23 protein-coding genes are annotated in these 23,398 nt (G+C 72.0%); 8 read left to right on the top strand and 15 right to left on the bottom strand.

Annotated features, from left to right (window positions below; translation table 11 throughout):
- Positions 1 to 60 precede the first annotated feature (60 nt).
- From AB0B14_RS03495 to AB0B14_RS03485, 3 genes are all read right to left on the bottom strand, one after another.
- A complete protein-coding gene (locus AB0B14_RS03495; RefSeq protein ID WP_357521057.1) occupies positions 61 to 555 on the bottom strand; it encodes a hypothetical protein in 495 nt (164 codons plus the stop codon).
- Positions 556 to 783: 228 nt separating this feature from the next.
- Positions 784 to 1,440 carry a DUF305 domain-containing protein gene (locus AB0B14_RS03490; protein WP_357521055.1) on the bottom strand — a complete coding sequence of 219 codons (657 nt, stop codon included), beginning with the start codon at positions 1,438 to 1,440 and terminating at the stop codon, positions 784 to 786.
- Positions 1,441 to 1,454: 14 nt separating this feature from the next.
- Complete coding sequence (locus tag AB0B14_RS03485) at positions 1,455 to 3,317, bottom strand: sigma-70 family RNA polymerase sigma factor (protein WP_357521053.1); 1,863 nt, start codon at positions 3,315 to 3,317, stop codon at positions 1,455 to 1,457.
- A gap of 316 nt (positions 3,318 to 3,633) precedes the next feature.
- Here AB0B14_RS03485 and AB0B14_RS03480 point away from each other — a divergent pair, with 316 nt between their 5' ends.
- Positions 3,634 to 3,819 carry a hypothetical protein gene (locus AB0B14_RS03480; RefSeq protein ID WP_357521051.1) on the top strand — a complete coding sequence of 62 codons (186 nt, stop codon included), beginning with the start codon at positions 3,634 to 3,636 and terminating at the stop codon, positions 3,817 to 3,819.
- Positions 3,820 to 4,037: 218 nt separating this feature from the next.
- Positions 4,038 to 4,850, top strand: a complete 813-nt coding sequence (locus AB0B14_RS03475) for an RNA polymerase sigma factor SigF (RefSeq protein ID WP_357521049.1) — start codon at positions 4,038 to 4,040, stop codon at positions 4,848 to 4,850.
- 22 nt (positions 4,851 to 4,872) lie between these two features.
- Here the strand turns inward: AB0B14_RS03475 and AB0B14_RS03470 are convergent, their stop codons facing one another.
- On the bottom strand, positions 4,873 to 5,940 hold the full coding sequence (locus AB0B14_RS03470; protein WP_357521047.1) for a DUF2855 family protein: 1,068 nt from the start codon (positions 5,938 to 5,940) through the stop codon (positions 4,873 to 4,875).
- A gap of 69 nt (positions 5,941 to 6,009) precedes the next feature.
- Positions 6,010 to 7,221, bottom strand: coding sequence for a PP2C family protein-serine/threonine phosphatase (locus AB0B14_RS03465; protein WP_357521046.1), 1,212 nt, complete (start codon positions 7,219 to 7,221; stop codon positions 6,010 to 6,012).
- A gap of 266 nt (positions 7,222 to 7,487) precedes the next feature.
- On the opposite strand from AB0B14_RS03465, the gene AB0B14_RS03460 reads away from it, so the two are divergent.
- Positions 7,488 to 8,552, top strand: a complete 1,065-nt coding sequence (locus tag AB0B14_RS03460) for an ice-binding family protein (protein WP_357521044.1) — start codon at positions 7,488 to 7,490, stop codon at positions 8,550 to 8,552.
- Between the two features lie 56 nt (positions 8,553 to 8,608).
- Here the strand turns inward: AB0B14_RS03460 and AB0B14_RS03455 are convergent, their stop codons facing one another.
- The 5 genes from AB0B14_RS03455 to AB0B14_RS03435 all read right to left on the bottom strand — a co-directional run bounded on the left by AB0B14_RS03455 (position 8,609) and on the right by AB0B14_RS03435 (position 13,563).
- Positions 8,609 to 10,099 (bottom strand): glycoside hydrolase family 130 protein, encoded by a 1,491-nt coding sequence (locus AB0B14_RS03455; RefSeq protein ID WP_357521042.1) that lies wholly within the window; start codon positions 10,097 to 10,099, stop codon positions 8,609 to 8,611.
- On the bottom strand, positions 10,096 to 11,148 hold the full coding sequence (locus tag AB0B14_RS03450; protein ID WP_357521041.1) for a glycosyltransferase: 1,053 nt from the start codon (positions 11,146 to 11,148) through the stop codon (positions 10,096 to 10,098). The genes AB0B14_RS03455 and AB0B14_RS03450 overlap by 4 nt, the downstream gene beginning before the upstream one ends.
- Entirely contained in the window at positions 11,145 to 12,281 is a 1,137-nt protein-coding gene (locus AB0B14_RS03445) for a glycosyltransferase (protein WP_357521039.1), read from the bottom strand. Before AB0B14_RS03445 ends, AB0B14_RS03450 begins: the two co-directional genes overlap by 4 nt.
- Before the next feature lie 107 nt (positions 12,282 to 12,388).
- Positions 12,389 to 13,393, bottom strand: coding sequence for a glycosyltransferase family 4 protein (locus AB0B14_RS03440; RefSeq protein WP_357521037.1), 1,005 nt, complete (start codon positions 13,391 to 13,393; stop codon positions 12,389 to 12,391).
- Positions 13,390 to 13,563 (bottom strand): hypothetical protein, encoded by a 174-nt coding sequence (locus AB0B14_RS03435; protein WP_357521035.1) that lies wholly within the window; start codon positions 13,561 to 13,563, stop codon positions 13,390 to 13,392. Before AB0B14_RS03435 ends, AB0B14_RS03440 begins: the two co-directional genes overlap by 4 nt.
- Positions 13,564 to 14,001: 438 nt before the next feature.
- On the opposite strand from AB0B14_RS03435, the gene AB0B14_RS03430 reads away from it, so the two are divergent.
- Positions 14,002 to 15,183 carry a low temperature requirement protein A gene (locus tag AB0B14_RS03430; RefSeq protein WP_357521033.1) on the top strand — a complete coding sequence of 394 codons (1,182 nt, stop codon included), beginning with the start codon at positions 14,002 to 14,004 and terminating at the stop codon, positions 15,181 to 15,183.
- Positions 15,184 to 15,190: 7 nt separating this feature from the next.
- Here AB0B14_RS03430 and AB0B14_RS03425 read toward each other — a convergent pair whose 3' ends face one another.
- The 3 genes from AB0B14_RS03425 to AB0B14_RS03415 all read right to left on the bottom strand — a co-directional run bounded on the left by AB0B14_RS03425 (position 15,191) and on the right by AB0B14_RS03415 (position 17,848).
- A complete protein-coding gene (locus AB0B14_RS03425) occupies positions 15,191 to 16,222 on the bottom strand; it encodes a medium chain dehydrogenase/reductase family protein (RefSeq protein ID WP_357521031.1) in 1,032 nt (343 codons plus the stop codon).
- 91 nt (positions 16,223 to 16,313) lie between these two features.
- A complete protein-coding gene (locus AB0B14_RS03420) occupies positions 16,314 to 16,856 on the bottom strand; it encodes a TetR family transcriptional regulator (RefSeq protein WP_357072352.1) in 543 nt (180 codons plus the stop codon).
- Positions 16,857 to 16,963: 107 nt separating this feature from the next.
- Positions 16,964 to 17,848, bottom strand: a complete 885-nt coding sequence (locus tag AB0B14_RS03415) for a helix-turn-helix transcriptional regulator (RefSeq protein ID WP_357521029.1) — start codon at positions 17,846 to 17,848, stop codon at positions 16,964 to 16,966.
- 133 nt (positions 17,849 to 17,981) lie between these two features.
- On the opposite strand from AB0B14_RS03415, the gene AB0B14_RS03410 reads away from it, so the two are divergent.
- Positions 17,982 to 18,848: an oxidoreductase gene (locus AB0B14_RS03410; protein WP_357521027.1), complete on the top strand. Its 867-nt coding sequence runs from the start codon at positions 17,982 to 17,984 to the stop codon at positions 18,846 to 18,848.
- Between the two features lie 34 nt (positions 18,849 to 18,882).
- Here the strand turns inward: AB0B14_RS03410 and AB0B14_RS03405 are convergent, their stop codons facing one another.
- Positions 18,883 to 19,788 carry a LysR substrate-binding domain-containing protein gene (locus tag AB0B14_RS03405; protein ID WP_357521025.1) on the bottom strand — a complete coding sequence of 302 codons (906 nt, stop codon included), beginning with the start codon at positions 19,786 to 19,788 and terminating at the stop codon, positions 18,883 to 18,885.
- A 79-nt stretch (positions 19,789 to 19,867) separates the two neighbouring features.
- On the opposite strand from AB0B14_RS03405, the gene AB0B14_RS03400 reads away from it, so the two are divergent.
- Positions 19,868 to 20,695, top strand: a complete 828-nt coding sequence (locus AB0B14_RS03400; RefSeq protein WP_357072363.1) for an NAD(P)-dependent oxidoreductase — start codon at positions 19,868 to 19,870, stop codon at positions 20,693 to 20,695.
- On the top strand, positions 20,695 to 21,102 hold the full coding sequence (locus tag AB0B14_RS03395) for a RidA family protein (RefSeq protein WP_357521023.1): 408 nt from the start codon (positions 20,695 to 20,697) through the stop codon (positions 21,100 to 21,102). Before AB0B14_RS03400 ends, AB0B14_RS03395 begins: the two co-directional genes overlap by 1 nt.
- A gap of 53 nt (positions 21,103 to 21,155) precedes the next feature.
- Here AB0B14_RS03395 and AB0B14_RS03390 read toward each other — a convergent pair whose 3' ends face one another.
- Positions 21,156 to 22,697, bottom strand: coding sequence for an MFS transporter (locus AB0B14_RS03390; RefSeq protein WP_357072369.1), 1,542 nt, complete (start codon positions 22,695 to 22,697; stop codon positions 21,156 to 21,158).
- Between the two features lie 105 nt (positions 22,698 to 22,802).
- Between AB0B14_RS03390 and AB0B14_RS03385 the strand changes: the two genes are divergently transcribed.
- The gene (locus AB0B14_RS03385; protein ID WP_357072372.1) at positions 22,803 to 23,282 is read left to right on the top strand and encodes a helix-turn-helix domain-containing protein; all 480 of its coding nucleotides are present in this window, start codon (positions 22,803 to 22,805) and stop codon (positions 23,280 to 23,282) included.
- The last annotated feature ends 116 nt before the right edge of the window (positions 23,283 to 23,398 follow it).

The following is a 23,398-nucleotide window of genomic DNA, read 5'->3' as shown; positions in this document are numbered from 1 at the left end:
CGCGATTAGGGTAGCCTACCCTTATTAAGCGTTCTCGATCACCACGGCAGACGGTCGGCGTCAGCTGTTGGCGTTCCAGAAGCCGACGAGGGTAGCGGTCCACCAGCCGAGTTGGGAGAGGGTGGCGGCGGCGACGCCGGGGAGCAGGGCGGACCAGGGTGGACGGCCCCGCACCGCGACGAGTCGTTCCCGGACCCGGCCGAGGAACAGCCCGTTGACCCCGACCAGCAGCACCGCGAGCAGCTTGACCCAGACCAGCCCGGACGACGTGTCCGGGCCCAGGGCAGCGCCGCTGGCGAGCAGACCCACCAGGCCCAGCCAGATGAGCAGGTGCGCGGCCCGTGCGGCGGTCAGCACGGTGCCGAGCGGTTCCCGGCGTAGCAGCCAGCGGAGGCTGAACCAGTCCACCGTCAGCACCGCGCCGAAGCCCACCACCAGGCAGGTCAGGTGGCAGAAGAGGGCAACCATCCGCCAACCCGGCGAGAGGGTGACGTGTGGTGCGGCGAGGATCGCGAGCAGCCATCCGACGCTGACCGTCAGGATCGAGGCGGCCACGGCGGCGCGCCCGGCCGCGCGACGATGGCCACCGCGCCAACCCGCCGTCGGTGTCGAGACGAACGCGTCGGGCGGCGACGTTCCCCGCGTACGGTGCGTCGCACGCCGAGCGGGACGGGCGACGTCCGACGTGTCGGCGCGGTGCGTCGCACGACGTGACGCCCGCGACGTGGAAATGTCGGCGTGCAGGTCAGCTGCCCGCATCGGCCGGTCCGGTGGACGGCATGCTCAGTTGACCGGCGCTGTCTCGGGCGCGCCGGGCCGCCTGTCCAGGGTGCTCAGCTCGGTGGTGCGCGCCTGCTGGATCCGGCCGGCGAGCGCCTTCAGCTCCGGGCTCCCACCGGCGGTCTGCTCACCCCGGCACAGCACCACGGTCTGCGCGAGGTGCGCTCGGAGCAGGGCAGCCGCCCGGGCCGGCACCTCGGCGTCCGGCGCACCGCGCAACTCGGCGAGACTGGCGTCGGTGACCATGCCGGGCATCTGGTGCCCCTCGTGGATGTTCAGCTCCGGAACGTTGCCCGCGGCCAGCAGCCCCCGGAGGTCCCGCAACTCCGCCTGATGAGCCTCCCGGACCTCGCCGAGAAGGGCCCGCAGCGACGGGTCCGCTTCTGCCGGCCGGGTGTCGAGGTGCTCGAGCAACGCGAGCACACCCTCGTTCATCGGGATCAGCAGTTGGATGAAGGCGTCGTCGGTGCCGTTGAGCAGCACGGGCGCGGTCGGCACCGGAGCGGCCGACCCGGCGGTGGGCGGCCGGTCGGAGCTGCCCCAACCCTGGGTGAGACCGACGGCCAGCGCCGTCGCGACCAGGGTCACGGCGACGCCGACGATCCGCCAGGCGTGGGCGGTGAACCCCTGGCGCTCGCCGCCGGTCTGGTGCTCGTCCATTCGTCCGCCCCCGCTCACCGGGCGGCTTGGAACGCGCGGCCGACGACTGTCGCCTCGGTGCCGTCGGTGAACAACCCGGATCGGTCCTGGCCGGTGGCGGGCAGACCGAACCAGGCGTACCGCTGCACGTAGGGCAGTTGACCGAGCATGGCGGTGGCCGCGGTGAGGAAGGCCGCCTGCTGCTCCTGGCTCGGGAACTGTTGACGGCCGGAGTCGAAGCGGATCAGGGCGAACTCGGTAAGCCAGATCGGCTTCCGGTAGCGCTGGTAGACAGCCTGCAGATACTGCCGGAGTTGGTCGACGGCGGCGGCGCTCGTGAAGTCGGCGCCGAACCAGTGCAGCGTGACGAAGTCCACCCGGTGGCCCCGGGCCTGGGCGCCGGTCATGAACCGGTCCAGCCAACCCTGCGGATCCGGTGCGCCCCACGCCACCGCCGGGCTGCCCAGCCTGCTGCCCGTCGCCATCAGCTGCGGCCACAGGTCCAGCGCCTGCTCGACTGTCATGTTCGCCTGCTCAGGCAGGTCCGGTTCGTTGAAGGTGAGCAGATCCGGCCCCGCCGCCTTCGCCCGGGCCAACTCGGCGGCGGTGACGTTCTCCGCGCGACGGATCATGGGCACGAAGGTCACGCCTCGCGGCGTGCTGATCCCCGGATGCTGGGTGCCCCACGTGTAGTACCAGCCGGCCTTCGAGTTCGCCAGCGCCTGACTGGCCCCGGCGAAGTTCCACACCCCGACGCCCTTGCGGGCGGAGCTGACCGCCGGGACGACCGGGGCCTTCGACGACGGTCGGACGCTCGGCGACGGCGGGACGCTCGGTGCGGCGACTGCGGTGGGCGCCGCGGACGGCGGCGCGGCCCACGAGGGTGCCGATGGATCATCCGGCAGGATCACCACCGCCGTGGTGATGGCGAGAACGGCCGCGGCCACCCCGACGGCGAGAGAGGGGAGCAGGCCACGAGGCCGGTTCACCGCGAGGTCGAGAGCGCTCGGACCGCCGCCCCCATCGGTGGGCACACCACCGGCCGGGCTCTGCCCGGCGGCGTGCCCGGCCGCCTGCGCGCCCGCCGGAGACGCCGCCGCGCTCGGGAAGTGGGCGCTGAGATCCGCCGGCAACGGCAGCATCGGCAGTCCGGCGAGCAGCCGGTCGATCGGCAGCAGGGTGGTGCCCAGCCGGCCACAGAACGCGCAGTCGCGGACGTGTCGGGCCAGCCGCTTGCGCCACAGCGGGCTGGGAGTGCCGTCCCAGTCGGCGGTCGCGGCCACCAGGTCCGGACAACCAGGGCGGGCGCGCAGCGCGCGGACCACGCCGCGGGCACTCTGGATCTGCTCCTTCATCCGGTGGATCCGCACCGCGACGTGTCCGGGCGACAGGCTGAGCGCGTCGGCGACCTCGTTGCGGCTGATCTCGCCGGTCTCCTCCAGCCACCACAGCGAGAGCAACTCCTGATCATCCGGGTCGAGCCAGCGGGTCGCCTCGGCGACCTCGCGTCGTTGGTCGGTGAGACCGAGCCGCAGGATGGTCATGCCGGCAAAGTCGGAGGCGGGGTCGGGCACGTTGTGGATGACGTCGAGCCCGGCGTCGCGGTTGAGCGCGGCACGTCGGCGCTGTTCCCAGTCGCGCACCTGGCGAATGGTGATCGCCACCAGCCAGGACCGGTACGCGGCCGGGTCGTTGAGCGCGGGCAGGTGCCGGATCACCCGTACCAACGTCTCCTGGACGACGTCGTCGACGTCGGCGTGGCCCCGGAGCGCACGCCCGACGATGTTGTAGACCAACGGGAGCGAAGCCGCGACGACGTCATCGAGGGCGCGCTGGTCGCCCTGTCGGGCCGCGACGACCAACCCGACATCGGGTAGTGCTCGACCGGCTGACGGCATGGCTGTCACTCCTCAGGTGCTCATCCGCGCGGACCCGCGCAGTGTGCGCTGACCGCCCTCATGTTCGGAGACTGGCACCGACGGGTCGGATTACCGAAATTCTGGGCAACCCGGGGGTCCACCGCGACCGGGGGGCGTCGGCGGCGCGTGCGGGTGGACGACGCCGGGTATGGTGCGGGGTGTCGGTGTCGCCGGGCGTTCGCCCGTGCACGAGACACCCTGATCGGGCGCCCCTGTGCGCGCCGCACCGTCCCGAGGTCGCACGGCGCGAGTGCCGTGGCCCGGACGCTCTCCTTCACCGAAGACAGGATCCTGCATGACATCGAACGACAACGCTCGGCCTGCCCTGTTCCTCGCGACGTCGACCGCCGACGGGCCCGACGGGTCGGTGGTGACCTTCGACGACAGCGAGGAGGCCATGCGCCGGTTGCGCCACCCGTTCGCGGTGCAGCCTGCCCCGCAGAGTCCGGCCGCCGGCGACGACAGCAACCGCCGCGGCTGATCCGACGGGCTCCAGCCCACTCATACTTTTGGCTAGTAATTAATAAGCCTTTCGGGTAGGGTCCGGGTCATCAAGTGAACGACATGACGCGGTGGCGAGGCCCGTGATCGTGGCCTTGCGACAGCGCATCTTCGCCCGTATGTGCGCTCCGGCGACAGGCCGGTTCGGAGATCTTCCGGTCGATCCGATCGACGGGCAGGTTCGGGAAGGGCATCCCCATGGCCAGCATCGTCGGCACCGCCACCAGCACCCGCGTCGGGCAGCAGAGCAGCGACCAGAGCCCCGATGACCTCCTGGCCGCCCTGGCGGTGACCGACGTGAACGACCCGCACCGCCCGGCTCTGCGGGACCGCGCCATCGAGGCGTGGCTGCCGCTCGCCCGGCACCTGGCCCGCCGCTACTCCGGACGCGGCGCACCCGACGAGGATCTGGCCCAGACCGCCTCGGTCGGGCTCATCAAGGCCGTGGACAACTTCGACCACAGCCGGGGCGTCGACTTCAGCGGGTACGCCATTCCCACGATCATCGGCGAGATCAAGCGATACTTCCGGGATCGCACCTGGGCGGTGCGCGTGCCCCGCCGCCTCCAGGAGCTGCGCCTGTCGATCAGCGCGGCGAACAACGCGCTGACCCAGACCCTTGGTCGCTCGCCGACCGTGGCCGACATCGCGTCGCACCTCGACCTGTCCGAGGAGACCGTCCTGGAAGGGCTGGAGGGCGCCCGCGCCTACCGGGCCACGTCGTTGTCCACCCCGGCCGGGGCCGACGGCAGTCGGGAGCTCGGCGACACCCTCGGCGGCGACGACCACGAGTTCGACCTCGTCGAGATCCGCGTCGCCCTCGGCCCGGCCCTCGCCACGCTGCCGGAGCGCGAACGCCAGATCCTGACCCTGCGCTTCTACGGCAACCTGACCCAGGCCCAGATCGCCGACCGGGTCGGCATCTCGCAGATGCACGTCTCCCGACTCATCACCCGGTCGTTGGCGGCGCTGCGGCACCACCTCGCCGACCTCGACCACAGCGCGTTCTGAGGCCGGCACCGCCCTCGACTGCTCAGAGTTGGACGACGTGACCCACCCGTGGCGGCGTACGACCGCCGAGGACGTCGAGCCACGCGCGCTGGAGAGCATCCGGCCCGGCACCGACCTGGACGTCGAGCCACCCGCTCACGATGGCGGTGAAGCGCTGCCAGGCGTCGGTGAACCGCTGGTCGAGGCCGGCCCGGCCCCAGTCCTGGGCGCGCTTGCGCATCTGCACCGGCGCGAAGAACACCTCTTCGGCGGCGTCGGCGTTCGGCGTCTGGTTGGTGAGCCCGACCGCGATGTCCCGGACGAGGCGGTCGCCGAGGTGCCGGCGCAGGGCGGCGCGGGTCGCGGGTGCGCCGGACAGGTCGAGGTAGACGGTCGGCACCGCGTCCAGAGCACCGATGTCGTCGTACGAGACGACCTCGTCGTAGCAGCCGAGCGAACGGGTGAAGGCCAGGTTGCCGGGTGAGGTGAGCCCGACCAGGCGCGGCCCGCGACCGCGCAGCTCGAACGCGGCGGCGTACGCGGTCTTGCTCGACGCCGACGACAGCAGCAGCGCCTCGGCGCCGTAGAAGTCGTTGTCGACGACCTGGTCGGCCAGCATGAACGAGGTGAAGAACAGCGGCCGGAACAGGATCAGCAGATCCTCCTGGTCGGGCTGGTACGCCGGGTCGCCGGTGGTCGACCGGTACGCGTTGTACGGTGACGGCAACTCGGCCCGGTGTGGGCTGGCGTCGCGGAAACCGGACGCGTCCACCCGGCTCGGCCGCACCAACAGGTGGCCGGAGGGCGGGAGGTAGCCGTAGACCCGCTGCCCCGCCTCGACGCCCTCGACCGTCGACGTGACCACCTCGGCGAAGCCCCAGAGCGGCGGCAGGCCCCACTGTGGCCCGAGCCCAACCGTCGCCGGCGGAAAGAACTCCCAGTAGCGCATCGCGTCACCGAGCACCGCGTAGGTCACGTTGTTGGCGGTGAGGCCGACCCGGTCCACCCGCAGCAGCGCCTCGCCGTCGGCCACCGCGGGCGGGGTGCCATCGACGAGAGTGGTCTGCCCGAGGTCGTCACGCGCCACGGCGAAGGTCCATGAGTCGGCCATGAGCTGACGCTAGACACCCCTGGAGACCGAGACAAGTGCACTGGGAGTGCAAAATCCCACTGTGGCCGGTCAGGTCCGGGCGGCGAGGTCGCGCAGGTGCGCGAGCGGCAGGTGCGGCGGTCGCCACTCCACGAAGAGGGCCGTCGCGTCGTCCTCAAGCCTGTCGTCCTGGTAGCCGACGACGGCGCGGACCAGGCGACGCATCGTCTCCGGGCTGGGCAACCCGTCGTTGAGGGTGCGGTTGACGAAGTCGACGAGCCGGTCCAGCCCGAACTGTTCCCCGTCGGCGTTGCGCGCGTCGGTGATGCCGTCGGTGTAGGCGAGGATGCGGTCGCCCGGGTGCAGGTCCTCCACGTGCACCCGCGGGCGGCGGGCCGACAGGTGGCCCAGGCCGAGCGGCAACGCGGTCGGCCCCGGCAGCTCCCGAATGGCCTTGCCGTCGCGCAGCAGCATCGCACCGGGATGACCCGCGTTGATGATGCTCAGCCGGCCGGTCCGATGGTCCAACTCGATGAGCAGCCCGGTCGCGAAGAAGTTCGGGTGCTCGGAGCGCACCCACCTGTCGATGCTGATCGCCGTGTCGACCAGGTCGAGGCCACACCGGCGTGCGTTGCGGTACGCGCTGACCACCAGCGAGGCCAGGGTGCTCGCCTTGATGCCGTGGCCGCAGGTGTCGAAGAGCCCGACACTGAGCACGTCGCCGTTCAGCGCGTAGTCGAAGATGTCGCCGCCGACGTCGTAACAGGGTTCGAGGATGGCGGTGACCACCAGGTCGTCGGTGGCGAAGGTCAGCGGCGGGAGCAGGCCCCACACGATCTCGGCCGCGACCTGCATCGGGAGACGCCGCCGCATCCGCTCGACCACGTCACCGTAGAGCCGGCGGTTGACCAGGATCTGGGCGATGGTGACCGCCACCTCCCAGGCCGGCCCGTCCATGGCCGCATCGACGGCCAGCGGCGAGACGATCTCCAGCACGCCCATCCGTTCGCACCCGAGCAGCAGTGGCACCCAGACCCGATCCGGGCTGTCGGGCGCGCGCTGGATGTCGAGGCTGGTGAAGGCCCGACCGGCGAGGGTCGTCTCGATCGGCAGCTCGTCCCGGACGAGACCCGCGCCGAGCAGCGGCACCAGCAGGGACTGCGTGTAGTCGGCCAGGTAAATAACGATCTCGGTGGCGTCGATGGCGGGAGCCGCCCGGGCGACGAGCTGGGACAGCTCGTCCGGGCCACCCCGGGGTGCGTTGAGCTGTAGCCACCGCACCATCTCGCCGACGTCGCCCACGCTCCACCTCCCCCGTTTCCCCGAACCGTACGTCCGCAGCAGCGCGAGCGGTGAGGCTACCCCGCCCCGCCGTCCTCCTCGCCTGCCGATTACCCACTCCCGGCCGGTCGAGTGCCCTTTCGTCCCAACCGCCTCAGTTATCTCAGGCAATTCGCAACTATTGCGTATTAAGTGTGCAAAAGTCCGATTGAGCAATCCCGGTGCGGTGAGATTTTGACCGCTGCACAACCGGCGTCTGGTGAGATGCCTTCGCGAAAGGGCACGTCGTGACAACCAAACTACTCAGCCACCGACGACGCGCGGCAATGTCCGCACTGGCGGCCGTCGCCGCCAGCGGCACAGCCGTCGCCGTCCTGATCTTCAGCGGCACCGGCGCGAGCGCCGCCGAGGCGCCTGTCGACCTCGGTACGGCGGCGAACTTCTCCGTGCTGGCCGGCTCCACCGTCACCAACACCGGGCCAAGCTTCCTCGCCCAGAGCCTCGGCGTCAGCCCCGGCAACACCGCGCCCGGTTTCCCACCCGGCCTCGTCGGCGGGGAAACCCACCTCGGCGACGCCGTCGCGTTGCAGGCCAAGAACGACCTGACCACCGCCTACAACGACGCCGCTGGCCGAACCCCGTTCACCAACCTTCCTGCCGAGCTGGGCGGCACCACGCTGCTGCCCGGGGTCTACCGGATCGGGGCCGCGCAGCTGACCGGCACCCTGACGCTCAACAGCCAGGGTGACCCGGCTGCGGTGTTCATCTTCCAGATCGACTCGACCCTCATCACCGCGTCCAACAGCAGCGTGGTGTTCATCAACGGGTCCTCGCCCTGCAACGTCTACTGGCAGGTGGGCAGCTCGGCCACCATCGGCACGGGCACCCGGTTCATGGGCAACATCCTGGCGCAGACCTCGATCACCATGAACACCGGCGCCACCCTCCAGGGCCGCGCCCTGGCCCAGACCGGCGCGGTCACCCTGGACACCAACACCATCAACGCCCCCGTCTGCCTCCAGCCGACGGGTACGCCCACCCAACCGACCGGAACACCAACCGGCACGCCCACGGGCACACCGACGAGCACACCGACCGGAACCCCGACGGGCACCCCCACCGGGACGCCGACCGGGACGCCGACCGGTCAGCCCACGGGCACCCCGACCGGCCAGCCCACGGGCACGCCCACCAGCCGACCCACGGTCACGCCCACCCGCACGAAGCTGCCCGTCACCGGCGGCAGCGGCGGCAGTGCTCTGGTGCCCGTCCTGACCGGGATCGGCGGCGTCGCCGTCGCCAGCGGCGCGGCCCTGCTGCTCCTCTACCGGCGTCGGACGACCGACTCCTGACCGAAGCGCCCCGGCGGCCGGTAACCAACCGGCCGCCGGGGCGGCACCACCACCCGTCATCCGTCCCGCCCACCCGCTGGCGGGGACTCCACCAGCGCGGCGCGGAGGGCGGCCAACGACACCGTGGCGAAACCCACCCGGGAGTCACTCGCCCCGTACGGCAGCCACACCGCACCGTCGTGGATGAGCGCCCCGCAGGAGTAGACGACGTTGGGTACGTACCCGTCCCGGTCGTCCTCCTCCGGCGACAGGAGCGCACCGGGAAGGTGCGCCACGACCCGCTCCGGTCGATCCAGGTCCAGCAGGAGCGCGCCGATCGCGTACCGGCGCATCGGCCCGACGCCGTGGGTGAGCACGAGCCAGCCGGCGTCGGTCTCGATCGGAGATCCGCAGTTGCCGACCTGGATCAACTCCCAGCTGTCCCGCGGGCCGTGCAGCGGGAGCGGGGCCTGCCAACGGTTCTCGCCGTCCAGGACGGTCAGGCCGATGGTCTCGCCGTCGGCGCGACACAGCGCCAGGTGCCGGCCGCCGACCGTACGCGGAAACAGCGCGAGCCCCTTGTTACGGGCACCCGGCCCGCGCATCGGGGTGGTTTCGAAGCGCCGCAGGTCGCTGCTGACCAGGGCGCGAGTGGCGATGCTCCGGCCGTCGTAGGCGGTGTAGGTGGCCCGGTACACCGGCCCGGACTCGTCGACGAACCGGACGAACCGCGCGTCCTCCATGCCGTTGCTCTCGGCCGGGGTGGCCGGCCAGAGCACCCGTTGGTGCAGCGCCGTGTCGGCGGGGAAGGCCGTGGCGTAGCTGCCGGCGTTGGTGCGACGCAGTTGTTCGAGGGTGCCCAATCCGGTGCTGCGGGAGAGCAGATCGGGTGGCAGGGTGCCGAGCACCCGCTCGAAGGTGGCCTCGTCGTACCGCTCGGGCAGGGCGTTCAGCACGGTGGCGGTCACCTCGTTGTCGTAGTCCTCCTCGGCGAGGCCGGCGACGAGCAGGTCCCGGCGGTGCTGTACGCCCACCCGCTGCCCGACGGTCGGCGGACCGGCCCGGTCGGCGACGGTGAGCTGACGCCGGGGTCCGAGGACCGCGGTGGCGAACCCGATGGACGACACGTGACCCTCGCCGATCTGGCGCAGGCTGACCGCGACGCGCAACTGCCCGGCGCCCAGACCGGTCTGGTCCGGGTGGGCCACCATGGACGGGTTGCAGAGGGCGGCGGCCTCGACGGCGTACTCGTGGCTGAAGTAGGCGCCGACCAGCAGCCGGCTGGTCGGCGAGAGGTCCCGGGCCCGGGCGGCACGATGCCGGACGAGGTCGTAGTGGTGGTGGAACGTGCCGGCCAGGTCGCGGTGCCGGGCGCCGAAACGGTCGAAGGTGTCCCGCAACAGCCGGCCGGCCTCCTCGTCGTCGAGGCGCGCGACCCGGTCGATGAGTGCCCGCGCCCGGGTGCGGACGACCGCGGCGTCCTCCCCCGGCACGAAGAGCTTGACGATGACCCGGGCGGGGTCCGGGGTGAGAGTGGCGTCCTGCCGGACGGCCAGACTCCGGGTCACGACCACCGCCGGGCGTGTTGCAGGGTGGAGATGAGCGCGAGGGTGGACTCGGCGCCCTGGTTGAGGTTGGGTCCGTGCGCGGTCAGCCCGTCGTAGCCGCCGCCGGTCGCCGGGTCCCACATCGGCGTGCCCAGGTCGTTGTCGCCGAGGAACCACCCGACCGCCTGCCGTACGCCGTCGTCCCACCCGGGGTCGCCGGTGACAGTGGCCGCCGTGGCACAGGCGTCGGCGAGCGCGGCGACCTCGATCGGCTGCTGGTCGTGGTGCAGCCGTACGCCGCCGTGCCGCCAACCGCCGACCGGCACCACCGACAGCCGCCCGTCGCGTAGCTGGACGTCGCGCAACCAGGCCAGCATCCGCAGGCCGTCGTCCAGGGGTGGGCCGCCCTCGCGCAGTTGACTGGCGACGATGGCCACCTCGGCGAGGGCCGCGTTCGCGTAGGTCAGCTGCTCCCGTGGCCACGGCCAGCGCGGGTCGGAGCCCGCCGGGCCGACCGTGCTGGCCGCGTCCGCCAGCAGGGACGCGGCGGCGACGTGACCCGGGTGGCGGCGGAGCACCTCGGCCGCGCCCAGACCGGCGAAGGCCATCGCGTGCGGTGCCCGGGTGCGCCGGCCCGCCCCCCGACTGAAGGCGACGAGCGCCTCCTCCCGTACCCAGGACGCGGGGCTGCGGGCGACGGCCGTGCCCAGGCCCCACAGCGCCCGACCCCACCAGTCGCCGAGCCCCGGCTCGTCGGCCCAGCGCCGGTCGTGCCCGAGCCGGTTGTGGAAGGCCCCGTCGGCGTGCTGCGCGTGGGTCAGGAACGCGAGGTAACGCTCCGCGAGCCGGATCAGCTCCTCGCTCGGCTCCGGCTCGCGGCTGACGACGACCAGGGCGCGGGCCACGTCGTCGGTGCAGTAGCCGTGCTCGCGACGGACGATGGCGTGCCGGGCGTGCTCGAAGAGACCTGTGTCGTCACTGAGCCGGATCAGGTGCGCGAAGCTCGGCGGGGGCGCCGTCACCACGCGTCCCCGCGTGGCTGTTCGGGGCCGGCCGGTGGTCGCGGTCATGCCGGCACCACGCTGACCGCCGGCGGGCGGGCCTCGCTGAGCTGCTCCGCGAGCGTTTCGTACCGGGCCGCCACCGCCGGCCAGCGCAGGTGCGCGGCCAGCGGCCGGACCCGGCCGGCGAGCCGCGCCGGCAGGCCCGGCTCGGTCAGGATCCGCCGGATCGCCGCGGCCAGCGCCGCCGGGTTCTGATGGGGTACGACCAGACCCGGCCCGCCGGTCAGCAGCTCCACGGCGTGCGGGAACGCGGTGGCCACGACGGGCACCCCGGCGGCCACCGCCTCGATGAGTACGCCGGAGGTGACCTGTTCACGGGAGTCGTAGGGCAGGACCACCACGTCGGCGGAGCGGATCAACCGGCCCAGTGCCTCCTGGTCGTGGTAGACGTCCTGGTAGTCGACGGCGTGCGCGACGCCCAACTGGGCGCCGAGCTGGTGCAGCCCCGCCCGGTACGCCTCGCCGTGGTGCTCGACCACCTTCGGGTGGGTCCGGCCGGCCACCGTGTAGGTAGGTGTCGGTTCCAGATCCTGCAACCGCGCGAGGGCCCGCAACGACCACTCGATGCCCTTGCCGGGGCCGAGCAGCCCCCAGGTCAGCAGGTGCGGGCGGGTACGCCGCTCGACGGGTACGCCGGCCAGCTCGGCGGCGCCGTGCGGGATGACAGTCACCTTGGCCGGCGGCACGGCGTACCCGATCAGCAGCCGGTCCCGCGCGGTGTCGGTCATCGTGACGACCGCCCCGGCGGTGGCGACGATCCGCTCCAACAGGGACTTCTGCCGGGCGGTGGGCTGGCGGAGCACGGTGTGCAGGACCACGATGCTGGGCACGGTGAGTCGCCGCAGCAGCGGCAGGACGTCCTCGCCGTCGGTGCCGGGGTAGATGCCGTACTCGTGCTGGACGATCGCCACGTCGAAGGTGTTCAGGGCGGCCGCCGCGTCCCGCCAACCGGACGGGGTGAGCGCCGACCAGGTGTGCACGACACCGGGCACCGGCCGCTGGTCGTCGCCGTGGTCGGTGACGCGGACGATGCCACCGCGCGTGCCGTCGGCGGTCAACTGGGCGGCGAGGGCGGAGTTGAACGTGGCCAGTCCACACCGGGTCGGTGGGTGGGTGCTGAGGAATCCGTAGCTGGGCATGAAACGTCGGGCCTTTCCGGTTGTCGGCCCTCGCCGGAGTACGGGGCGAGCCTCACGCGGGAACGGCGCACGCCGGTCAGCGTGTGTGACCGGCGGGGCGGGTTGGTTCAGCCGTGGACGAGCTGGTCGTAGACGGCGAGGTAGTCGGTGACCATCCGGTCCGCGCTGAAGCGCTGTAGGGCCTGCGCCCGGCACCGCGCCCGGTCCAGGTCGGCGACCCGGGTGACCGCGTCGACGGCCTGGTCGACGGTGTGCACGAGGAAGCCCGTCACCCCGTCGTCGACGACCTCGGGCATGGACCCCCGCCGGTACGCGACGACCGGGGTGCCGCAGACCATCGACTCCACCACCGACAGTCCGAATGGTTCGTCGAAGGCGATCGGGTGCAGCAGTGCGGTGCTGTCACCCAGCACCTCCGCCCGTCGCCGCGGGCCCACCGACCCGAGGAACACGACCTGGTCACCGTCGATGTGCGGGGCCACCTGTTCGGCGAAGTACCGCTCGTCCTGCACGATGCCGCAGATGGTCAGGGGTCGGCCCGCCCGCCGGGCGATCTCGATCGCGGTGTGGGTGCCCTTGTCGGGGTGGATCCGGCCGAAGGCGGCCAGCCCGGGGCCGGGGTCGCCGGTGAACGGTAGTCCGCCGACGTCGACGCCGTGGTGGACCGTGGCGACGTAGTCGAGCGTCGGTGCCCGGTCGGCGTCGGAGATCGACACGTACGACGAGCGGGCTCGGGTGTAGGCGGGCAGGATCTCCGCGCCGGAGAAACCGTGCACCGTGGTCAGCAGCGGGGCACGGCAGTGCTCGGCGAACGCCAACGGGAGCCAGTCGAGGTGACTGTGCACCAGATCGAACTCGGCCGAGCGGGCCATCGCGTGGGAGACGTGCATCGCCTCCCACACCCGGCCGTCCAGGTCCGGGTCGTCCGCGTACCCCCGCGGGCAGACACCGTCGAGCTTCGCGGAGGTGACGGAGTCAAGTGTCGCGAAGAGCGTCACGTCGACGCCGTGGCTGACCAGCCCCTCCGCGAGCAAGCCGGTCACCTGCTCCCACGGGCCGTAGTGGTGCGGCGGCGTACGCCAGGCGACCGGTCCGAGCAGGGCAACCCTCAAGGGGAGGACGCGTCGACGAGGTCAGCCGCATTGAGGTGCAGGGTGGCGAGCAACCCGGAGTGTTTCGCCGGGTCCACGCGCTCCGGCAGCTCACGCTCGACCCAGTCGGCCCGGGCCTGCTGGCCCCGGTCGCGAAGTGCGGTGACGATCCTGTCCCTGGCGATCCTCATCTGGTGCTCCCCTGGTTAAGGTGTTCAAAACGATCATTCGCACGGACAGTCGTGTGCATGCGTGCGTCGGATCCGGACCACCAATTGTTCCGACCGCGATGACGGGCGAAACCCGACGGCTTGGGCCCTGGTCGGCGATCGGCCGACACGACCAGCGAGTCGCGGTGACGGGGATGACTATCGGTAATGCCCCGGACGGGCTGGTGGCGACGGCGTCTGGCGGCCACCGGGGTCTCGGGCGACGTGTCCACCGTACGCCCCGTGACGTGCGACTGCACGCGCACCGCCGCCGGAGCGACAAACCTCGGGCGTCGCACCCGGCCTCCTGGGCCGCCGCGCGGGCCGAATCCTCCGAGGGAGGCCAGCCAGCAACTTTGCCCGAGTTGCAGCCGAAATCTCACTAACATGAGGGTCCGGAGCGGCGTAGGCGGGCACCTGATGACGACCGACCAAGCGGTAGGGCTGACCCGCGAGGATGAGGGACCCCAGCGGGCAACTCTGCTGGAGCTCTTTCTCGATCTGGTGTTCGTTGCCGCACTCGCCCTGACGTCACGAACCCTGGCGCAGCGTCTCGACTGGGTCGGGGTCTTCGAGACCGCGGTGCTGTTGACGGCCATCTGGTGGGTCTGGGCAGCCAGCGCGCTGGCGACCGAACTCCAGCACCTCGGCCGACCTCCGATCTTCGCCGTGACGCTCTGGGTCATGTTCGGGACGATCCTGTTGGCGGGGGCGCTGCCCGGAGCCTTCGCCGAGCACGGCCTGATCTTCGCGGGCGCGTACGTGGCGATCCAGTTGGGACGTGGCACCTTCCTCGTCGCCGCGTTGGGTGCCCGTACGGTGCGGCAAGGCTCCGGTCGCTTCATGTTCTGGTTCGCTGTCTCCGCCGTACCGTGGCTCGCCGGCGCCTTCGCGAGCGGCCCGGCACGGGGCGTGCTGTGGACCTCCGCGCTCGCTGTCGACTACGCGGCTGCCTGGCTTCGTTACCCCACACCCAGGATCGGTCGCCTAGCCTCACGCCGTTATGCGGTGGCGGCCGATCACCTGGCAGAGCGCTACCAGCAGATCTTCACCCTCGCCCTCGGCGACCTCATCCTCGTCATCACGCTGACCTACGCCGCCCACGACCTGACCATCGACCGGACGGCGGCGCTCCTGGTCGGGTTCGCCGCAGCCGTGCTGCTGTGGCAGATCTACGTCCACCGCGCCGGTGCCCTGCTGAAGGCCGCCATCGAGGCGTCCCGGGACCCGGGTGGGTTCGTGCGGTCCGCACCCAACACCCACCTACTCATGGTGGCCGGCATCGTGGCCACCTCCGCCGGCTTCGAAGCCGTCATCGCGCACCCCGCCGAGGAGGCGTCGCCGTGGTTGGTCGGCGTCCTCCTCAGCGGACCAGCGTTGTTCCTGCTTGGACGGGCCCGGTTCGAGTACGAGGTGTTCAGCCGTGTCTCTTCGTCTCGGCTGCTCGCATTGCTCGCGTTGGCGGTCGCGGGCGTCGTCCTGGTGCGCGCCCCCGCACTGGTGACCGGCCTCGCCGCGACCCTGGTGCTCGCCGGAGTTGCCGTCACCGACAGCATCCGGGCCCACGGGAAGCCACCCGAACCGCCTATGCCCTCGACGTAGTCGATGATCAGGGCTCCAGCACCACCTTGCCCGCCCGGCTGCGCGCCTCGGCGAACACCAGGGCGGCGGAGACCTCGCTGAGCGGGTAGCGGGCGGCGATCTGCGGCACGATCACCCCTTGCCGCAGCAGGTCGAGCACGATGCCCAGGTCGGTGCGCAGGCGACGTCGGAAGGCGGTACGGCGGGTGAGCTGACCGGCCCAGAAGTTGTAGAAGCCGGCCCGGCGGCCGTTCGGCAGCGCGTTCCAGGTGTAGAGACGGGCCAGCAGTTTCACGAAGACCCACACGACCGACTGGCCGGTGCCCACGGCGGCGGCGTTGCCGTAGACGACGAGCGTGCCGCCGCGGGCGAGCAGGCCGTACGAGGTGCGGACACCCGGGCCGCCGATCGGGTCGAACACGGCGTCGACACCGTCCGGCGCCAGCGCACGGACGCGCGCGGCCAGGTCCGGGGCACGGTAGTCCAGCGGTTCGACGCCGAGGTCACGCAACCCGGGGTGGTGCCGTTCGGTCGCGGTGCCGATGACCCGCAGGCCGAGGTGGCGTCCGAGTTGGACGAGTACGCTCCCGACGCCGCTGTTCGCGCCGTGCACGAGGATGGTCTGCCCGGCCCGCGGGTTGGCGCTCTGCAACATCTGCCACGCCGTCACGCCGTTGACGACGACTGTCTCGGCGGCGACGGGGTCCAGACCCACGGGTACGGGGGCCAGGGCGTCGATGTCGACGAGCGCGTACGTGGCCCAGGCGCCGGTCTTGGTGACCGCCGCCACCCGGGTGCCGACAAGCGAGTCGTCGCCGCCGGGGCCGACCGCCCGGACCGTGCCGACGAGGTCGTAGCCGGGCACGAACGGGAACTTCGGCTGGCCGGGGTAGAGGGCGTGGCGCATCTGCTGCTCGGCGAACGAGATGCCGGTGGCCTCGACCTGGACGAGCGCCTGCCCCTGGGCCGGGGTGGGCATGGCGCGGCGGTGCAGTTGGAGTCCGTCGGGCTCCACCACGCCGGGCAGCACCACTTCGGTGATCATCGCATCGGTGGTCATGGGAACCTCCTGGTTTGTAAGTGTGCACTCACACACTTCGCGGGATAAAGAAGTGGGCCACCGTCGCGGCCCGGGGGTAGGTGGTCGGGTGTCAGGGGTGGCGGATGCCCGCGGTCAGCGCCCGGGCCCACGGCTCGGGGACCTGGTCCAGGCCGGCGGTGACGATCAGGTGGCAGAGCTGGCCGTACGCGAAGAACTGCTGCACCTGCGCGTCACTGGCGCCGGAGCGGTCCTGCACGAAGGTGGCGACCCGCCGGTAGCCGGCCCGCACCACCTGGGCGATCTCGGGAATGTCTGTGACGGCCTGCGCCTGCACCTGGAACAGCAGCAGATCACGGTCGGCGATCAGCTCCGCGTAGGCACCGCCCATCGCGTCGAGGATCTCCTCCGCGCTGCCACCGGCGGCACGCTCGGCCCCGGCCTCGATCGCCGCGGCGATCCGCTCGAAGCACGTGTCGGCGGCCGCCACGAACAGCCCGAGCTTGCCGGCGAAGAGCCGGAAGACGTACGCCTCGGAGATGCCGGCGGCAGCGGCCACGGCGGTGACCGGGGTGGCGTGGAAGCCGGTGCGCGCGAACGCCGACACGGCGGCGTTCAGAACGGTGATCCGGCGGGCCTCGGCAGTCGATCGCATGTTTGTAAGTGTGCACTCACAAACAAGTGTCGTCAAGTTGAGCGCCTGTCGAGTGCCTGTCGAATCCGCCGGAGCGCCCCGGGGTCGCTCACTCCAGGGGGTGTCGCTCACTCCAGGGGGTAGAGCCGGGCCGGATCACCGGGCCGCGGGCTGTCCGGGATGTCGTCCGCCCGGGTGCTGGCGGCGATCGAGCCGAGCAGCGCCAGTGAACGCGCGGACTCCGTACCGGGCTCGGCGTGGTAGATCACCAGAAGCTGCCCGTCGGCGCCGGCAACGGCGAGCTTGTCGCAGTACAGGTCGAGGTCACCCACCTCCGGATGGCGCAGCCGGCTGACCACACCCTCCCGTCGACGCACCTCGTGGCGCGCCCACAGTTGGCGGAAGCAGTCGCTCTTGAGGGACAACTCCCCCACCAGCGCCGTCAACCGGGGGTCGTCGGTGGCACCGCCCGAGTCGGCGCGCATCTGCCCCACCACGCTCTGCATCGCCTGCCGCCAGTCGCGGAACAGCTCCCGCTCGGCCGGGTCCAGAAACACCGCGCGGAGCCGGTTCGCACCCGGGGCGAGGTTCGGCGACAGTGCCCTCGCCATCGGGTTCGAGGCCAGGATATCGAGGTAGCGGTTCTGCACGAAGGCCGGCATGTCGAGCTCCCGCAGCAGGTGCAGGATGCTTGCCGGCACCCGCTCCGCGGCCGGTCGGACCGCCCGGCGCGACCGCGTGCGGCTCAGCCCGATCAGGTACGCGGTCGCCTCCGGGTCCAACCGGAGCACCCCGGCGAGGGCATCGAGGACCTGCACCGAGGGATGCCGTTCGCGACCCTGCTCCAACCGCAGGTAGTAGTCGGCGCTGATGCCGGCAAGCATCGCCACCTCCTCACGCCGCAGCCCCGGCACCCGGCGCAGGCCCACGCCGGGGCCGAGCCCGACGTCCTCGGGCCGGGTCTGCTCCCGGCGGGCACGCAGGAAGTCGCCGAGCGGGTTCGTCGCGTCCATGACACCGACGGTAGATCGCCGGGTGGCCCGGTGACTGGCTGTGTCACTACCAGGAACAGCTCGCCCTGCCGGCCGCCCCGGCTACCGACGCACAGTCGACGCATATCCACTCCGATTACGGATAGAGGACGACATGCGCGAGAACCTTCCCGGCGGAACCGTGACCCCCGCCGACGGCCTCAACCTGAGCCGGATGGGCTACGGGGCGATGCAGTTGGCCGGCCCGGGTGTCTTCGGCCCACCCCGCGACCGCGAGCAGGCGCTCGCCGTGCTCCGCGAGGCCGTCGACCTCGGTGTCCGGCACATCGACACCAGCGACTTCTACGGCCCGGTGGTGGTCAACGAGCTGATCCGCGAGGCGCTACACCCGTACCCCGAGGATCTGCACCTGGTCACCAAGGTCGGCGCGCGCCGCGGCGCCGACGGCTCCTGGATCCCGGCGCTGCAGCCGGACGAACTGAAGGCCCAGGTCCGGGACAACCTCCAACACCTCGGCCTGGACGTCCTCGACGTGGTCAACCTGCGGGTCGGTGTGGCGGAGGGCACCGGCGACGATCCCCTCTCCGAGCAGTTCGGCGCCCTCGCCGAGCTGCGGCAGGAGGGGCTGATCCGGCACCTCGGGCTCAGCAACGTCACGCTCGACCAGCTCACCGAGGCCCAGGCCATCGCCCCGGTGGTCACCGTCCAGAACCTCTACAACCTCGCCAACCGGCAGGACGACGCCCTGGTGGACAGGTGCGCGGCGGACAACATCGCGTTCGCCGCGTTCTTCCCGCTCGGCGGGTTCACGCCGTTGCAGTCCGACACACTCAACGACGTGGCCACCCGGCTGGGCGCCTCGTCGCAGCAGGTCGCCCTGGCGTGGCTGCTTCAGCGCTCCCCCACCACGGTGCTGATCCCCGGCACCTCGACGCTGGCGCACCTGCGGGAGAACCTCGCCGCCACCGACCTGGAGCTGCCGGCCGACGCGATCGAGGAACTCGACACCATCGGCGGGTGACGTCGGGACGGGGGCCGCCGCACGGCGGCCCGCGTCATCCGCCCGCTTCGCTCAGGCCCGCCGCCCGGTCCAGATGGGTGAGGAACCGCCGCACCGCCGGTGGTCGGCTCCGCCCAGCGACGGTCGCGGCGAAGATCCGCCGGACGGAGACGTCGTCGGGGTGCAGTCGGAGCAGAGTCAGGTCGGATGGAGCGGCGCGTACGGCCAGGGCCGGCACCAGCGCGACGCCCAGACCGGCCGCGACACAGCCCAGCTTGCCGGTCCACTCGGCCGCGACGATGTCGATCCGCGGGCGAAAACCCGCCGGCAGCGTCGCTCGCAGCAGCGTCTCCTCGGCGGTCGCCGAGCCGGCGACGAACGACTCGTCGGCCAGGTCGCGCAGGCGGATGGTCCGCCGGTGGGCGAGCCGATGCGTCCGGGGTACGGCCACCAGAAGCGTCTCGTCGACGAGGTGGTGCAGGTCGAACTGGTCGCCGTCGAGCGGCTGGTCCGACGCGGCACTCACCACGGCGACGTCGGCGTCGCCGTCGACCAGGCGCTCCAGCAGCCCGGGCGTGAGCCCTTCGACAAGCGACAGGACCACCTCGGGATGCTCGGCCTTGAAGCTGGCCAGCGCACGTGGCACGAGCGCGGCGACCGCCGTGGGGAACGCGCCGACCCGCAACCGGCCGGCGGACAGGTCGCGCAGCGCCGCCAGGTCCCGCCGGGCGGTGTCCAGCCGGTCGAGCACCGCCTCGGCGTGGCCGAGCAGACAACGGCCCTGCTCGGTCAGGGCGACGCCGCGCGGCAGCCGGTCCAGCAACGGCGACCCGGTCTCGGCTTCCAGCGCGGCGATCTGTCGGGACACCGCCGACTGGGTGTAGCGCAGGCTGCGGGCCGCACCCGTGATGGAGCCGTGCTCGGCGACGGCACGGAAGACCTGGAGCGCGTTCAGCTGCATCTTGCCATCCTTCCCCAGCATGGCAGCGATGCGTAACAGTCGCTGGTGGCATGGCTCAGTGCCCCCTAGCGTTGGCGATATGAACGAGATCGCCCTCTTGGGTACGGGCACGATGGGCACCGCGATCGGCCGTCGGCTGCTGGCCACCGGGCATCGGCTCACCGTCTGGAATCGCACGGCCGCCCGCACGGCACCGCTCGTCGACGCCGGGGCGCGCGCCGCCGGCAGCCCAGCCGAGGCGGTCCGCGACGCCGACGTGGTGATCACCATGCTCACCGATGCGGTAGCCGTCCGGCACACGCTTGTCGACTCCGGTGCGGCACTGGCGCTGCGGCCGGGCACCCCCGTGATCGAGATGTCCACAATCGGCCCCCGGGCCGTGGCCGAACTGGCCACGCTGCTGCCGGCGGGAGTCCCGCTTGTCGACGCTCCGGTCGCCGGCAGTGCCGTAGCTGCCGAGACGGGCCGACTCGTGGTGTTGGCCGGCGGGGAAGAGTCGGTCGTCGAGCGGGTCGCCTCGCTGCTGGGGACGTTGGGCACCGTCCGTCGCTGCGGCGGCTCCGGCCGGGGCGCCGCGTTGAAGCTGGTGCTCAACACCGCGCTGGTCACCGCGGTCACCGCAGTCGCGGACGCGCTCACCGTCGCGGACGCCGTCGGCGTCGACAGACGTACCGCGATCGATGCACTTGGCACCGGGCCACTCGGCGGCGCGGTCGCCCGGGCGACCGCCACGGACGCCGCGTTCGCCGCCGCCCTGGCCGCCAAGGACGCCCGGCTCGCCCTCGACGTGCTCGGCGACGCGCCGGCGCCCCTGCTGCGCGCCGCCGCGTCGGCGTTGGCGGCCGCGCGCCATCCGCAGGACGACATCGCCCGTCTCACCGACACCGCCGCAGCCGAGGAGAAGTAGTGAACCTGACCCTGGACAATCCGACGGCTGTCGCCGCGCCGTTCGGCGACCGGTTCGCGCACGTCGCCCGCCTCGACCTGCCGGGGGGCGCGCTGCTGATGCTCTCCGGTCAGGTCGGGGTGGACGACGCCGGCGCGGTGGTCGCACCCGGCGACGTGCGGACGCAGTCCGAACGGATCTTCGAGTTGATCAGCGCACTGCTCGCGGCGCACGACGCCACCTTCGCCAACGTGCTGCACGTCCGGACGTTCATGACCGACCTCGGCGACCTGGCCGACTACGCGGACGTCCGCAACCGCTACTTCGGGCAGACCAGGCCCGCCAGCACCACCGTCGAGGTGAGCCGGCTCTTCCTCGACGGCGCGGTGCTGGAGGTCGAGGTCACCGCGGCCGTGACCACGGGTTGACCAGCATCGGCTGATCTTCGCGGCGCGGGTCGGCGCGGGTCGGCGGGCTGGCCTCAGTGCTGGTGCGGCCGGTTGCGCACCAGGGCGAGGGTGAGCACGGCGGTGACGAGGAAGACGATGCCGTTGACGCGCAACCCGGCCTGGACGCCGGCGGTCAGCGCCTCGGCCAGCGCCGCGCGTACCGGATCGGGCAGTGGTTGGTCGCCGGTGGCACCGGCGGCCACCGCGGCCCGCACGGCGGTCCGGGTGGGTTCGCCGACCTGGTGCGCGGCCAGCCGGTCGGGCAGGTCGGCAAGCATCGTGGTGGTCAGGAGCGTGCCCAGCAGGGACGAGCCGAGCACCGAGCCGACCTGGCGCGCGGCGTTCACCGCTCCGGCGGCCATGCCGGCCTGAGCGGGCGCGACGCTGGCCAACGCCGCCGCCGTCGCCGGGGCCACCACCAGACCGCTGGCGGCACCGAACAACGCGAACAGCGCCCAGCGGTGACCGAACGACGCGGTCGGCCCCTGGGTCGCCAGACCGAAGCTGGCCACCGCACCGAGGACCAGGCCGAGGGCGATGGGCGCCTTGAAGCCGGTACGACGGATCACTCGCCCGGCACCGAAGGCGACGAGCACGTAGGCGCCGAAGAGCACGAGCATCCGCCAGCCGGTGTCCAGCGGGCTGAGTGCCTGGGCACGTTCGTGGAAGAGGACCAGCAGGATCGCCACGCCGGTGAAGCCGAACAGCGACACCGCGGCGACGACCGTGACGGCGCTGAACGACGCGGACCGGAACAGCCGTACGTCGAGCATGGGCGCGCTGGCCCGCCGCTCGACAAGCACGAACCCGACAAGCGCGACAAGCGCGGCGATCCAGGCCGCCAGCACCACCGGGCTGGCGTAGCCGTCCTTGCCGCCCTGGATCATCGCGTAGACGGCGGCGGCGATGGCGACGGTGCCCAGCACCAGGCCGGGTACGTCGAGTCGGTCGGCGCTCGGCCTGGACTCGGCCACCCCGATGGCGGCCACGACGAGGGTGATCACGCCGAGCACGATCGTCGACAGGTAGACGCTGTGCCACGAGTGGTGCCGCAGCAGCGCGCCGGCGATGAGCGGGCCGATCGCGAGGCCGACGCCGGAGGCCGCCGACCATGCGGTGATGACCTCGGTACGTCGGTGTGGGTCGGTAAATGTCGCACCGAGGATCGCCAGGCTGTTCGGCAGGATCAGGGCCCCGCCGAGGCCGGCGACCAGCTGGCCGGCGATCACCCAGGCCACGGTCGGAGCGCCGGCCACCACGGCGGCGCCAACGATCATCGCGACGACTCCGGCGCCGAACATGCGCTTGCGTCCGTAGCGGTTGCCCAGCGTGGCGGCGGACAGCACCACGCTCGCCACCATCAGGGTGTAGGCGCTGGGCACCCAGATCAGGGTGGTCGGGTCGACCCGCAGGTCCTGTTGGATCGTGGTCAGGGCGGAGACCGTCGCGGTGATCTGGAGGAACGTGATCATCGCGCCCAGACACATGGCGATCAGGGTCACCGCACGGGAGCCACGGACGGCGGAACGGACGGCGCCGGCCGATCCGGGTGGAGCTGCGGTGTCGCTGGTCACTGCACTTCCTCAGGGGCTCGTCGAGCTGACTTGCTCATGCCGAAGCCAGCGCCTTCCAGTGAAGCACCTGACTAACTACTATGCAAGTCAGGTAGGCTTGACGGCATGGAGGATCTCCGGGACGACCGCGACTCCTGGTCGAGTGAGAACTGCTCGGTGGCCCGAGCCATGGACATCGTGGGCAGCAGGTCGACGGTCCTGATCATGCGCGAGGCCCTGCTCGGCACGCGCCGCTTCGACGACTTCGTCCGCCGGGTCGGCGTCGGCGAACCCGCCATGGCCGCCCGACTCAAGGAAATGGTCGCCGCCGACCTGCTCGAACGAATCCCCTACCGCGAGCCGGGGCAACGCACCCGCCACGAATACCAGCTCACCCGCAAGGGCCGCGAACTCCTGCCCGTCATCACCGCCCTGCGCAACTGGGGCGACACCTGGACCGCCGACGACGCCGGCCCGTCCGTCGTCGCCACCCACCACGGCTGCGGCCAGCCGGTCCGCGCGGTCCTCCGCTGCGCCGCCGGCCACGACGTAGAGGACGGCGACATCGACATCGCCGCCGGCCCAGGCCTCATCCGGCGCGGCTGACAGCGCCCCCGACCACCCAAGCGCTTCCGCGTCAGCGGCGGACAGGCTGGACAGGCTGGCGCACGGACAGGCTGGACAACGGACACGAGTAGGCGCGGACCTGGACGCCGGCCCGG

Origin of the sequence: Micromonospora sp. NPDC049171 (assembly GCF_040648275.1) — a bacterium.
Taxonomy (GTDB): domain Bacteria; phylum Actinomycetota; class Actinomycetes; order Mycobacteriales; family Micromonosporaceae; genus Micromonospora.
The sequence above is the reverse complement of the archived record's forward strand: the minus strand, read 5'-3'. Positions and strand labels throughout refer to the sequence as shown.